The 14,206-nt window shown below is 40.0% G+C and carries 11 protein-coding genes; 7 read left to right on the top strand and 4 right to left on the bottom strand.

Annotated elements, in window-relative coordinates; translation table 11 throughout:
• The first annotated feature begins 1 nt into the window (after window position 1).
• From EHQ47_RS12040 to EHQ47_RS12015, 6 genes are all read left to right on the top strand, one after another.
• On the top strand, window positions 2-2,116 hold the full coding sequence (locus tag EHQ47_RS12040) for a flagellar biosynthesis protein FlhA (RefSeq protein WP_135747066.1): 2,115 nt from the start codon (window positions 2-4) through the stop codon (window positions 2,114-2,116).
• Window positions 2,117-2,167: 51 nt separating this feature from the next.
• Window positions 2,168-3,097, top strand: coding sequence for a tRNA dihydrouridine(20/20a) synthase DusA (gene dusA, locus EHQ47_RS12035; RefSeq protein ID WP_244290366.1), 930 nt, complete (start codon window positions 2,168-2,170; stop codon window positions 3,095-3,097).
• Between the two features lie 334 nt (window positions 3,098-3,431).
• On the top strand, window positions 3,432-5,129 hold the full coding sequence (locus EHQ47_RS12030) for a DNA repair helicase XPB (RefSeq protein ID WP_135747068.1): 1,698 nt from the start codon (window positions 3,432-3,434) through the stop codon (window positions 5,127-5,129).
• 8 nt (window positions 5,130-5,137) lie between these two features.
• Window positions 5,138-6,355, top strand: coding sequence for a pyridoxal phosphate-dependent aminotransferase (locus EHQ47_RS12025; protein WP_135747069.1), 1,218 nt, complete (start codon window positions 5,138-5,140; stop codon window positions 6,353-6,355).
• 1 nt (window position 6,356) lies between these two features.
• Window positions 6,357-7,478: an SH3 domain-containing protein gene (locus EHQ47_RS12020; protein ID WP_135747070.1), complete on the top strand. Its 1,122-nt coding sequence runs from the start codon at window positions 6,357-6,359 to the stop codon at window positions 7,476-7,478.
• Between the two features lie 29 nt (window positions 7,479-7,507).
• The gene (locus EHQ47_RS12015) at window positions 7,508-8,311 is read left to right on the top strand and encodes an alpha/beta fold hydrolase (protein WP_135747071.1); all 804 of its coding nucleotides are present in this window, start codon (window positions 7,508-7,510) and stop codon (window positions 8,309-8,311) included.
• 68 nt (window positions 8,312-8,379) lie between these two features.
• On the opposite strand, the gene EHQ47_RS12010 is transcribed toward EHQ47_RS12015, so the two are convergent.
• Complete coding sequence (locus tag EHQ47_RS12010) at window positions 8,380-8,853, bottom strand: Dps family protein (RefSeq protein ID WP_208727436.1); 474 nt, start codon at window positions 8,851-8,853, stop codon at window positions 8,380-8,382.
• A 23-nt stretch (window positions 8,854-8,876) separates the two neighbouring features.
• Window positions 8,877-9,494, bottom strand: coding sequence for a CsgG/HfaB family protein (locus tag EHQ47_RS12005; RefSeq protein WP_244290333.1), 618 nt, complete (start codon window positions 9,492-9,494; stop codon window positions 8,877-8,879).
• 127 nt (window positions 9,495-9,621) lie between these two features.
• Between EHQ47_RS12005 and EHQ47_RS12000 the strand changes: the two genes are divergently transcribed.
• Complete coding sequence (locus EHQ47_RS12000) at window positions 9,622-10,536, top strand: alpha/beta hydrolase (RefSeq protein ID WP_135747072.1); 915 nt, start codon at window positions 9,622-9,624, stop codon at window positions 10,534-10,536.
• 89 nt (window positions 10,537-10,625) lie between these two features.
• Here EHQ47_RS12000 and EHQ47_RS11995 read toward each other — a convergent pair whose 3' ends face one another.
• Window positions 10,626-12,344: a hypothetical protein gene (locus EHQ47_RS11995; RefSeq protein WP_135747073.1), complete on the bottom strand. Its 1,719-nt coding sequence runs from the start codon at window positions 12,342-12,344 to the stop codon at window positions 10,626-10,628.
• An 11-nt stretch (window positions 12,345-12,355) separates the two neighbouring features.
• On the bottom strand, window positions 12,356-13,384 hold the full coding sequence (locus tag EHQ47_RS11990) for an LA_0442/LA_0875 N-terminal domain-containing protein (protein ID WP_135777248.1): 1,029 nt from the start codon (window positions 13,382-13,384) through the stop codon (window positions 12,356-12,358).
• Window positions 13,385-14,206 lie beyond the last annotated feature (822 nt).

Here is a 14,206-nt window from a genome sequence, read left to right as displayed (position 1 = left end):
AATGAACTTTAGAGACATACTCAAACAATCCGATGTGGTTTTAGGAGTGGGAACACTTCTGATTTTGGGAATGTTGATTGTCCCTTTACCGGGATTTGTCTTAGACATTCTGATTGTTGTGAGTATTGGGCTTGGGTTACTCATTCTCATGACAGCTTTGTCCGTGACCGAACCAAGTGAGTTTTCCATTTTTCCAAGTTTACTACTCATCACCACATTATTTCGGTTAGCTCTAAACGTATCCACCACAAGACAAATTTTATCTAAAGGTCCTGCGATGAATTCAAGTGTGATTGAAGCATTTGGAACCTTTGTGGTGGGTGGAGAATCGGGACTTGGAAAGTATGTAGTAGGACTTATTATCTTTATTATCCTTACCATCGTACAGGTGTTAGTTATCACGAAAGGTGCAACAAGGATCTCGGAAGTAGCAGCAAGGTTTACACTCGATGGATTACCACAAAAACAAATGTCCATCGATATGGAACTCAATAGTGGTGCGATTACAGAAGCTGAAGCGAAAGTAAAACGAAAAAAGGTCCAACGGGAAGTTGATTTTTATGGGGCCATGGATGGAGCCTCCAAGTTCGTACAAGGAGATGTGAGAGCAGGCCTTATCATTACAGCCATCAACTTACTTGGTGGTATTCTCATTGGTTCTACCATTCGTGGGGAATCCTTTCTCGCCTCGATTGAAACCTATGGAAAGTTTACCATTGGGGATGGACTTGTTTCGCAGATTCCAGGTCTACTTTCTACAACCGCAACTGGTATCATTGTCACTCGTTCTAGTTCAGAAAAAAAACTGACAGTGGAAATCAAAGACCAACTTTTTGGAAATGCCAAAACCTTGTATGTGGTTTCCGGAGCACTTGGTCTTTCTAGTTTGATTCCTGGACTTCCATTTTTCTCATTACTCTTTTTAGCAGGTGCCATTGGGTATTTGGGATATTCCATTGAACAAGTGGCAAAAGAAGAAATCAAAAAAATAGAAAACGTTGCCCAAGAAAAAGTCCAAGAGAAAAAACCAGAAAACTATATCAAAGAAATTTCTGTGGAAGCCATTCAAGTGGAACTTGGTCGCGATTTACTCCCGTTAGTGGATGCCTCTTCGGGTGGTCATTTACTCGAGCAGATCGCCAATACACGAAAAAAATTCGCAATTGATTTTGGACTCGTGATTCCAGCCATTCGAATCATAGACAACTTAGAAATCCCTCACGATAACTATAGCATTCGTATCAATGGAGTGGTGGTTGGCCAATCAGCTGTCAGAGCAGATAGACTGATGGCAATGAATAACACGGCACGTAATTTAGAAGCCATTGTGGGAGAACCTTTTACGGAACCAGCCTTTGGACTCAAAGCCACTTGGATTGATCCCAATGATAAAATTGAAGTGGAGAACAAAGGTTATTCGGTGGTAGATCCATCCACTGTTATTATCACTCATCTAAAAGAATTAATTTCGAATTATGCATCACAACTTTTAGGAAGAGAAGAAGTGAAAGCACTTCTCGAACATTTACGACAAACTCATCCGACTCTTGTGGGTGAATTGGATTATGACAAACAAGGAAGACTTGGGATCATCCAACAAACCTTACAAAATCTTTTGGCAGAGGGACTTTCGATTAAAAACCTTCCGAAAATTATGGATGCCATTGCCAACCATCTGCCAAGGACAAACAATCCTTTTGATTTGGCAGAACATGTAAGACAAGCTCTCTCTCGTCAAATCATCAATGATTTCCTTTCTCCAGATGGAAAGTTACATGTGGTGACCATTGACCCAAGGATCATTGATCGTATGAACAAAAGTATCACTCTGGACGAAACGGATGGAAGTAAACTCATCATCCTTCCGCATGACATTCGTGTGAGGATTTTGGAATCGGTATACAATGAATTACAAAAGGCATTAGATGAGAATCGTTTCCTAATCTTTGTGGTTTCTAGATACTTGAGACAAGCCTTTGCATTCTTTTTGACAAAGGAACTACCCCCCAGGAACTTTGCAGTAATTGCTTCTGAAGAAATCCATAGAGGGGTTCCGACAGAAATTGCCTCGGTTCTAAGCCTTCCCTCAAGAGAGGAGCACCCACAAGAAGCATAGGAGATTTTTTTGACAAGTTCAGTTCCATCGTACCGCATTTCAGTTGCCCCGATGATGGACTGGACGGACAGACATTTCCGTTTTTTTATCCGACTTATCTCCAAACAAACGTTACTTTATACGGAGATGGTGACTACAGGTGCCATCCTTCGTGGAAAAGACAATCATAGATATTTAGATTTTTCCAAAGAGGAACATCCCGTTGCTCTTCAGTTAGGTGGTGATTCACCCATGGCACTGGCGGAATGTGCCAAAATTGGGGAAGATTATGGTTATAACGAAATCAATCTGAATGTGGGTTGTCCTTCGGACCGAGTACAAAGTGGCAGTTTTGGGGCATGTCTCATGAAAGAACCAGACCTTGTGGCTGAGATGGTTTCCGCTTGTAAGGCAAAGGTCAAAATTCCAGTTACCGTCAAACATCGGATTGGTGTGAACGGAAAAGAAAGTTACGAGGATTTATATCATTTTGTTTCTAAAATTAAGGAAGCAGGAGTGGATCATAGTATTATTCATGCAAGGATTGCCATTTTAGAAGGACTTTCTCCCAAAGAGAATCGAACGGTTCCTCCCCTCCGATATGAAGATGTTTACCGACTGAAAGATGAGTTTCCCGATTTTCCCATTACTATCAATGGGGGAATTAAAACCCACGCTGAGATTAAAGAACATCTAACAAAGGTAGATGGAGTGATGATGGGACGGGCGGCTTATGACAATCCATTTTTATTTCAGGAAGTGGACCAATTGTATTTTGGAGCAAAAGAAAATCCTCTTTCGAGAGAAGAAGTCCTTCGTGAGCTTATTTCCTATATTCACTCGGCTCTCGAAAAAGAGGGAAAAGTGCATCATATTCTACGACATATTTTGGGACTTTATTATGGAGAAAAGGGTGCCAGAGAGTTTCGAAAATTTCTCACAGATCGAATGCATACGACAGGAGCAAACGAATCTATTTTAGAGGATTATTTAGAACGTTAAGGATCTGGAGGGCGTAAGGCCAGCGAATCGTCTAACGACGAGAAGCTGGCGGAAGCGTAAGCGCACCCCGGAAGAGCCTGACCCTTGGAAAATGAAAGTTTCCAATAGGGACAAATTGGGGAACGCCCAAAGAAAAGAAATAGAAGTCAATTCAATTATTTAAAATTGGAAGGTATAGATTAACTTAGATTAGACGGCACATGTCTAGAGTTTGTTCAAAAAATTCTGGATTTGCCTGAAAAACGCCGAGAAAACTCATCGAAAATCTATTAAAATCAAATGAGTTGACAGGGCGGTTTCTCTTCCCAGCCTGGTTAAATTGAGAGGGAATACCATGACCAAGCCACTCACCGTACAAAGTGACAAAACAATGCTTCTAGAGGTGGATAACCCAGAATTTGAAGCCTGTCGGGACCTCGTTTCCAAGTTTGCTGAGCTCGAAAAAAGCCCGGAATATATGCATACGTATCGCATTTCTCCACTTTCTTTGTGGAATGCGGCATCCATTAAAATGACGGCAGATGAGATCATTGAAGGTTTAACTAAGTTTGCTCGTTATTCCGTTCCTAAAAACGTAATGAATGAAGTGAGAGAACAAATCTCTCGTTACGGAAAAGTAAAACTAGTAAAAGAAGAATCGGGGGAATTGTATATCATTTCCAACGAAAAAGGATTCATTACTGAAATTGCGAATAACCGCGCCGTTCAACCCTTTGTGGATGGAATGGAAGGTGATAAAATTCGTATCAAAAAAGAATACCGTGGCCACATCAAACAAGCGTTAATTAAAATTGGTTTCCCTGTGGAAGACCTTGCCGGTTACGATGAAGGAAATAAATATCCGTTTAATTTACGTCCTGTTACCGTTGGTGGTATCAAGTTTGGTATGCGTGACTACCAAAGAGCTTCGGTGGAAGCCTTCCATGCTGGTGGCCGGAATGAAGGTGGATCTGGGGTTGTGGTCCTTCCTTGTGGTGCCGGAAAAACCATTGTGGGGATGGGGGTTATGCAAATTGTCGGAGCAGAAACTCTGATTCTAGTCACGAACACTTTGTCCATTCGTCAGTGGAGAAACGAAATTTTAGACAAAACCGATATCCCTGAATCAGACATCGGTGAGTATTCGGGTGAACTCAAAGAAATCAAACCCATTACCATTGCAACTTACAATATCTTAACTCATAGGAAGAAAAAAGGTGGGGACTTCACACACTTTCATATTTTCAGTGCCAACAACTGGGGACTGATTGTTTATGATGAGGTTCACTTATTACCAGCTCCTGTATTTCGTATGACTTCGGAACTCCAAGCCAAACGTAGGTTAGGTTTGACTGCGACACTTGTGCGGGAAGATGGATTGGAAGAAGATGTGTTCTCACTGATTGGTCCTAAAAAGTATGATGTGCCTTGGAAAGAACTCGAAGCCAAGTCTTGGATTGCAGAAGCCAATTGTGTGGAAATTCGTGTGCCAATGGAAGATGACCTTCGTATGAAGTATTCTGTGGCGGATGACCGTGAGAAGTTCCGTTTGGCATCAGAAAACCCTGAAAAACTCCGCGCGATCAGTTACATTCTAAAAAAACACTCCACTAACAACATTTTGGTGATTGGACAATACATCAATCAGTTAGAAGAAATTTCCAATACTTTCAAAATCCCTTTGATTACCGGGAAAACTCCTCTTCCTGAAAGACAAGAACTTTACCAGGCCTTCCGTACAGGACAAATCAAACAACTTGTGGTTTCGAAAGTTGCGAACTTTTCCATCGACTTACCAGATGCGAACATTGCCATCCAGGTATCGGGAACTTTTGGTTCCAGACAAGAAGAGGCGCAGCGTTTAGGGCGTATCCTTCGTCCGAAAGCCCAAGACAACACGGCCATTTTTTACTCGCTGATTTCGCGTGATACCAACGAAGAAAGGTTTGGTCAAAACAGACAGCTCTTCCTCACCGAACAAGGGTATGAATACGAAATTTATACTTTGGATCAGTTTAAAGAAACAGTTCCAGAGGAATCACTCACTAAATAGAGGACAAAATGAAACTTGTAGCAAAACGACTGGATGTCGTAGAACCTTCTCCCACTCTCGCGATCACTGCTAAAGCCAATCAGTTGAAAGCGAGTGGACTTGATGTTGTTGGATTTGGAGCAGGGGAACCTGACTTTGATACACCAACACATATCAAAGAAGCTGCCAAAAAGGCAATGGACCAAGGGAAAACCAAATACACTCCTGTGAGTGGAACTGTTTCTTTGAAAGAGGCCATCATTCGTAAATTTGAAACTGAAAACGGACTCAAATACGAAAAGAACCAAATCATTGTAGGAACAGGTGGAAAACAAGTTCTCTACAATTTTTTTATGGCGACTCTCAATCCTGGTGACGAGGTGATCATCCCTGCACCGTATTGGGTAAGTTATGCGGATATCGTTCGTTTGGCGGAAGGAACTCCTGTCATTGTTTCGACTGATATTTCCAGTGGATTTAAAATCACGGCAGAACAATTAGAAAAAGCCATCACTCCCAAAACTAAAGTTTTTATTTTTAATTCTCCATCGAACCCAACAGGTGCGGCTTACACTCGTTCGGATGTAGAAGCACTTGTAAAGGTTTTGGAACCAAAAGATATCATTACAGTTTCGGATGATATTTACGAAAAAATCATTTATGATGGATTGGAATTTGTAAATCCTGCTATGATCTCCGAGAAGATGAAGGAAAAAACCTTTGTCATCAATGGTGTGTCCAAAGCATATTCGATGACAGGTTGGAGGATTGGATACGGGGTAGGAAACGCAGAGATTGTTAAAAACATGGACACCATGCAAGGCCAATCCACAAGCAATGCCTCTTCCATTTCCCAAGCAGCTGCTGAGGCAGCTCTCGCTGGTGACCAAACACCTGTGGCAGAAATGCTCAAGGCTTTTGATAAACGTCGTAAACTCATCGTGGGACTATTACGTGAGATTCCAGGTGTAGAATGCCGGATGCCAGAAGGTGCTTTTTATGCATTCCCATATATAACAGGTGTGTATGAAACTCCTGGGTTCAAACGCCTTCTTTCGGAGAAAAAAGAAACTTCTTACTCCAAACTTTTTTGTGATGTCCTCCTTGATAAATACAATGTGGCCGCAGTGCCTGGTATTGCCTTTGGAGATGATAAAGCCATTCGATTGTCTTATGCGTTAGGTGATAAGGACATCGAAAAAGGTGTGGCTCGTATCAAACAAATGATTGAGGATTTACAAAAGTAAAATGAAGTTCCTCCCTTTACTGAAATTCTTTCGTAGAGGGATGGTCTTTTCTCATCAACTGATGTATTTCAGGCCAAAGTTTTCCTTTCGCATTCGAATTGGTTTTTCTCTTTTTTTCGTTGCAGTTTTGATCTTTGTAATCATCTCTAATGGTTTGCTGATTTCCGCTCCGATCGTACAAGAAAAATCAAAACAAACAAAACCTTCTGAACTATTCAAACGAGACTCAAATTCTCTGATTGTCATTCCAGTGATTGGACTCAACTTACATTTGTTTGCTGATCAGAAAAGTGATGTTTTGCGGAAACTTAAGTTTGGTGAACCAGTTTCCTTTGACAAGGATTCGCTGGAAAGCCCCAAAGAAGATTGGATTCCTGTAAAATTAGAAGACGGGCTTTCCGGGTTTATCAAACGTTCCGTTGTCCGTTCGGTTCCTCCGAAACAGTATTTGTCTACCTTATTATTTGAAGCAGAACGAATGATTCTTTCCAATCAAATTGATTTTGTTGCCAAACAAGAGATTACAGATACTATTTTTGCCATTTCTTCTACGGGAAAATTTACAGGGGATGATTTTATATTTATCCGAGCCAAGGCTGGATTTTTCCTAAAAAAAACAGTCGATCTTATGAATACAAAGGGAATCAAACCGGACAATGATCCAGGTACTTTGGAATTTTTAAAACGCCACCAAACCAGGTTATTGTATGATTACAATTCTGGGAAATACTATGTAGATTCGAATTATTTTTGGAAACTATTAGAGGCCTATCCAAAAACCAAACATTCGGATTACGCTGGTTATTTGGCAACAGAAAGTATGCCAAATGCCGATTGTAATGTAGATTTAAAATGCCGTTTGGAAGAAATGAGAAAGGGGAAACTTCGTTATATCTATTTATTTCCCACAGGTAATTATATTAATTTATACACTAAAGATTTAGTAAACAATCTGCAATCGATGACAAAAGATCCCGATTCTATCCCTTGTTTTGCTCCAGTAGGGGAAGGGATCAAATCTGAAATCAATCAAATGATTCGATATGCTTCAGAGATTGGACCTCGTGAAAAAAAACAAATCCTCCCTCATTTGCAAATCCTAAAGAAAGAATGTTTTCGTTAACTATTTTCTGAAATTTGATAGAGGTTTTTGTGAAACTAAGTTACAAACTGTATCTATTCCAACCAAATTCAGAAAATGAAAAATCTTTAGGAGATATTATCATCTTACATGGATTATTCGGTTCATCAAAAAACTGGGTAACTGTGGCAAAGTTTTTATCAAACTTCGGTTCAGTTTATACTGTTGACCAAAGAAACCATGGAGATTCTCCCCATGCTACTGAACACTCTATCCGATTGATGTCAGAGGATTTGGAAGAATTCATTTTGGATCACCAAATCAAAAATCCGATTTTATTTGGTCATTCTATGGGCGGGCTTGTGGCAATGTATTTTGATTTTACGCATCCCGGCGTTTTGAATGCTTTGGTTGTGCAAGACATTGCGCCTAGGTCCTATCCTTTCGCTTACGATCAGGAAATCCAGTCTATGTCTTTTCCGTTGGAAGGATTTACCTCTCGAGCTGACATTGATACTGAGATGGCAAAATTTTTACCGGATACATTTATTCGTCAGTTTTTACAAATGAGTTTGGAAAGGTTAGATTCGGGTGAGTATCGTTGGAAATTAAATGTGGCCGGACTGAATCAGGCAAGGCGAGTATTTGATCATCCTTTTCCTGAAAAAATATCTTCCGACACAAATACACTTTTTATTCTTGGTGGCTCTTCTGATTATATTACAGATTCAGATAAAACCTTAATTCAGGAAATTTTTTCCCGTTTAACAATGGAAAGTATTTTGGGAGGTGGTCACTATATTCATTATACCCACCAAGCAGAGTATTTAGGAATTTTGAAGAATTGGTTTCAATCGAAAATCTCCAACCACTGAAACAGTATCATTGTAACAGAAGTTGGATTTTGAATGTCTAGTGACCTTAAGGTCGAATCAAAAAAAAATTATTCTTCCAGTAAGGATCTTAACATCCATGCTGTTTTTTCGTGAATGTCCAAACGTTGTGTGAGTAAGTCCAATGTAGCTTGGTCGTTTCCTTTTTCCGCTGGTGCGTAGGCTGCCCGAGCCGTACGAATGACTGCTTCATTTCCTTCCACTAAATGTTTGATCATATCTTGGGCTTTCGGAACTTCTTTGTCTTCTGCGATGCTAGAATATTTTGCAAATTCCCAACCACCCATTGGTGCATAGTATCCAAGAGATCGAATCCTTTCAGCAATGGGATCAATTGCATTCCAAAGTTCAGTATACTGTGTCATAAACAGAATATGCAAAGTTTGAAACATTGGCCCTGTTACGTTCCAATGGTAACTATGAGTTTTTTGGTACAAAGTGTACGTATCTGCTAAAAGTTTTTTTAAAGACTCTGAGATTGCACTTCTTTCTTCTTCTGGGATTCCAATATTAATTTTCATCATTTATCCTTTTGATTTGCTATATATTATTTCTTTAGTTCTGAAACGATTCGTTCTACTAGACTCTCGGCAACAAAATCATATTGGCTCGTGGTTAACAAAATGTCCTCACGACTCCAGATAAGCCCAAGTCCTAAGCTATATTGGATTAATTTTCCTATGGTCCAATCTGCTCCCGGTTTTTTACGAGCATTGACGATGACATGGCCTGATTCTATATGAACTATTTTGAGGGAAACTGTATCCACTAAATTGGGGATGAGTTTTCCTTTTTCATCGTATTTTTTGAGTGCAGATCCTCGACCAAAAACCAATGCATCCACACCAAGCACTTTTCCCAATCGAACGGCTGTTTGTGTGTCAATGATTCCAGTTTTAGAAAAACTTTGTTCGTTTACTACTTTTGAAAGTTGTTCTCTTTCGATTACTTTGATTGGAAGTAATTTTGCAATTTGTAAAGAGACTGCATCGGTGAATTCATCTCCCCATTTGGCCTCTTCAATGTCAAAAAGTAGAACTGCCACTTTTGAAATTCCTAAATCCGTTTTTCCCGATTCTGGGTATTGGACAGCAGCATCCATCGTTCGACAGTTTGTGAAGGAAAGACTAAGGAGGAGGGCTAAGCACGCTAAATATAGTTTCATAGATTTCCTTAAGAAATGATGGAAGGATCGCAAACCGGCAATTCTTTTTCGGTTCAAAAACAGGCATTTTGGAAAATTCGCTTTTCCAATTGTGGTCTCTCCTAGATTTTTCCAACTAGGTCCTTTAATGAAAAAGATTCTCAGTACGTTTATCATTGTTTTCACCTTTTTTTTGCTAGGTGCAGGCTATTATTTTTCATCTTCCATTGTCTCCTTTCCCGTCACTACCTTAGAAGAGGATAAGACGAAATTAAAGATCAATTCCATTTCTGAATTTGGACTCCCTGAACCAGAATCCATTCGATTTCAAAATGGAAATCTTCGTTTGCGTGGTTGGTATTTCAAAAATCCAAAAAAGAAAAAATGTGGTGTTGTTTTGCTTCACGGACATACGAGAACACGTTTTGGTGTATTGAAATATGCCCCCTTGTTTTGGAAACGAGGTTGCAGTTTGTTCCTCTATGATGCTCGTCATCACGGGGAAAGTGGAGGAGAATACGGAACGTACGGATTTTATGAAAAAATTGATTTAGAAAGGGCCATTGAGTTCTTTTCCGAGATTAGCACAGTTCCAGAAGAACAGATTGGAATTTTTGGTGCTTCGTTTGGTGCAGCGACGGCATTACAATATGCAGAAGGACGAAATGATTTTGCATTTGTGATTGCGGATTCCCCTTTTATGGATATGCGTTCGATTGTAGAAAAAAGAGCCGTCGATTTGTATTCACCGGTGGTACTTTTTCTATCTCCCATCGCCCTTTCTCTCGCGGAACTTCGTGCCGATTTTCTTGTGGATGAAGTTTCTCCTAAAAAAGCCGCAAAATTTATATCTTTGCCAGTACTTTTGATTCATTCAAACACAGATGAGATTACTCCGGTTTCTCATTCTGAGGAAATTTTTCAAAATTTAAAATCGAACCGTAAACAATTGGTGGAAACGGATTGGGGAGCTAATCATTGTAAGTCGATTGACGTTCGCCCGAGTGAATACGAATCCATAGTAAATTCTTTTCTAAAAGAACATACTTCCTTCCCAAAGTGATATGTATTGAAGGATGATTTTGGAAACCGCTAACATAAAAAATGGCAGTTTCTTAAATTACCACCTACGAAAAGATAGGTGGTAATTTTCTAACGAATTTTGATGAGTCTAGGTAGAGCTTCCCAGTTTCCATCATCTTGTGTGAATCGAGTGAGGTAAACTGGGAAAAAACCAAAACCGGTGCCTGCGGAGATTGCGTAGCTGTAGTTTAATTTTCCATTGACCGATTGAAGTTGTTCTGCATTGGAAATCCCCGTGCTGTATGTTCCGGGGAATCCTGGTAATAGAGTAACACTAGCTAAAGAATCAGTGCTACGAAAGATTTCGATGGTAGGTGTTGAAAAAGTAGGATTATTCGAAAGGATAAAATAATCTGAGTTTCCTGAACTTTTGACAGATCTCAGAATTCCACTAGTGCCTGAATTACTAATGGAAGAAGTGAAGCCTGAAATTTGCGAGGCATTTCTTACCAAAGTTGGATTTGGTAATGAGTAATTATCTGCATTGAATGTATAACCAATAGGCGTAGGACCAAAGGTGGCAACAAACTTCCCTCTGACAAAAACAGGAAGTGATTCAAAATTCTGAGTTCCATCGAAATTGACAACACGGTTACTTAAAGTATTCCCTTCAATACTTCTAACCTGAATAGGGGAAGTTAACGATGAACTTGGACATTGAAGGTATTCAGTTCCACCGATAGACACGATTTGAAAGCCGACTGAGTTTACAATTGAATTAGCAAGGTTACAGCTAAAGCTAGTATTTAAATCTTGGTTTACTGAAAAGTCAGAATTTAGAAGGATCGGCCTTGTTTCTACAGCGCTATAGAATGTCGGCGAAATGAGATACCGACCATTGCCAAAATAAAACGCCGGATACATCCAAGGAAAATTGTCTGGTCGATATAAAAAAAGTGTGGGGTCTAATGTTAGTCCAATGACTGCACTAGAGTTAGGTGTAAAAAAAGCAGGAATCCGCAATGCTAAGTTACGAAATCCAAGTATATTTGGTGGAGGACCCGCAAAATCACGTTTTTCTTCTGCAAGAAAAAAGACATATTCTGATCCATTAAAAACTGGTTTTGATATTTTTAATACTACCTCATAGCCTACCCCTTTTTCAATGGTAACCCCGTCAATTTTTGTGACCAAATCATAGTTCTCTCCATCTGCAGAGGATGCGATATATCCGATGGAAGTGTTTTGGCTAGGAGAGACAAAGGAAGTTTGAACTTCTAAATAAATAAACTGCCTTCCGTTCACTGACCCGAGAGGAGTAAAAGAAAGGTTAGATGCCAGTTGATTTCGATAATTGGCAATATCTTCTAAAAGGAACTGAACAATTCCGCCTTGGGTTAGTAAAGAAAACGATTGTTTGGTGATTCCGTTGTAGATGCGAAAGCTGGCAGCGCCGACAAGAGTTCCTCCTGAAGTTGCAACGGAGAGGTTCGCAATCCCGCGTTCGCTAAAGTATAAAAATCCGCGACCATTGACATCGAGAGTGACTGTATAGGATTGGACATTTCCTGATTCTCCATATTGGGAAGGGATGATTCCATTTTCGTCTGCTTCGTTAAAAACAGAATAAGTGACGATCCCATTGATGTATGGATTTCCACTTGGATCGGTAAACTTCATAAAGACGACCGTTTGGCTATAGGTACTGAAAGCATCGATCAAACTTAACATTCGAAGTAAGGACTGTAAAGAACCTAAGTCTTCAGTGGGATCAAGGTTGGATGGTTTGAAAATTTTACACTGAAAAGAAAGTAAAAGAATTAGAATGGTTATGAATGATTTTTTCATTGGGAGGCTCCTTAGAATAGAATGGAATACCGAACTTCGGCATAAACTGCATTGGTTTGTGGGCGAATGCCTGTGACTGAGTATGGTTTGTCAAAGCCAGAATCCCAGTCGAAACCTTCTCTAATTTGTTTGCCTCCAGTGCTGACAGAAGGGCGATCGGGATACCGGTCCCTTCCAATCATATAGGCATGGATGACATTGGTGATGTAAATGATTCCAGCTGTTCCAAGCCCAGCCAAATATTTGATATTAGCTTCTTTGGCATTGTTTTTACTTTTTGTGATTAGATCTTCCATAATGGAAGTCTCAACAAATCCACCAATAAATTCAGAAGGCAAACTCACATTTTGTGCATTGAATCTGGTGCCTGGTCCTCCGATTTGGTTGATTAAGACCATTGTATCGTAATGGGACTTTGCATTTTGTTCTTCGGTGCGTAGAGGCCCAAGTGAATAGAGAAGAGTGCCAAAAAATAAAGTACCAAAGGTCCCGGCTGATACAGTATAACCACCACAATACTGACCCCATCCAGGGATTAATGCAGATCGCCAAATCAATGCTAGTCGGCCTCCGCACTGGGCTGCTGCCGGAGAAGGACCTAGTTTTCTTGTTGCGAGCCATTCTGCTTCGGCTCTTGCTTCTTTTTCCGCTAGTGTTCCTTTGTTTTTTTCTTCAGCGAGTCTTGTTTGTTCCGCAAGTTTTGCTTCTTCTTCCAAACGTTTCTGTTCTTTTGCTTCTGCCAGTAGTCTTTCTTTTTCAAGTTTCGCTTTTTCTTTTTCTTCTTTTTCTCGTAATTTTTTCTCTTCAGCGATCCTGATCTTTTCGGCTTCTTGTTCGCTTACATCTTTATAAATTACTTTTAAAATTTGGGATTTAGAAACGGTTTGTGATCCTTCTGCGGTTTGCACAGTGAGTCCTCGTTCATTTTGGTCGGTAACTTTCCCTTTTAATGTTTTCCCATTTTTTAGAATGACAGTATTGACTGCGAATAGGGGAAGGGTCACAAGGCACAGAAATATTATTAAAAGTGTTTTTTTCATACAATGCAGAATCAATATAGATTCATAAAAATCTTACATTGATTCAAGAAATTGCAAGAGAATTTTGGGAGGATTGGTAGGTGAATGGTGATACGCATGTTTTCTTCTTCTTTTCTTTCTTTTCGTTGGTGGGCGACAAGAGTTTGCCCTATATTTGTACAGGTAGGAATCAATAGATGAATCTGTGAGATTTTGAGCGCTTGGTAAAATGATGAGAAGTGTGACGAACATCTTCATATATTTACCAATAAACCCTGGTTCAGTCAGTTATGGGCAGACATCACGTGAAGGGTATGGTTATCTGCAGTTTAATGTGCGTTATTAGAAAGTAAAGTCTCCCCGCCCTGATCGAACTGGGTGGGGTAATCCACCCGCCACCCAATAAGTCCCTTCTACCACAAGAACGTTAGAATTCCAACTAACAATGACTCTTTCCAAAAAAATCTCTCCATAAGTTCACCTTTTGCAAATCTATACGCAAAGTAAGAGAGAAGATCTGACCCATTCATACAAACAACCGCTCGCCTGTACCATCTATCTAATGTTAGCCGCTTGTCTATAGCCACCATTCCATTGTTATGCGCCATTGCCTCCCATACATCCATCACCCGAATTATGTCTCATTACACCTGCTAACGAACCACCAATTTATAAAAATAATCTTCATGAACCACGAACTTTTTTATAAAAGCTTGTTGACCGCCTGGGTTTTGAAATTACTTTGGTTTTTACCGCATGATTCTTTAGCGAACCATGAAACCGGTAGCTTGCAGGCGACTGTGGGCGGAGGGAGAGGAAGATCTTCCTTTGCGAAAGCAAAAC

This window comes from Leptospira bourretii, from assembly GCF_004770145.1.
GTDB classification, from domain to species: Bacteria; Spirochaetota; Leptospiria; order Leptospirales; family Leptospiraceae; genus Leptospira_A; species Leptospira_A bourretii.
This window is presented reverse-complemented; position numbering and strand designations above follow the sequence as displayed.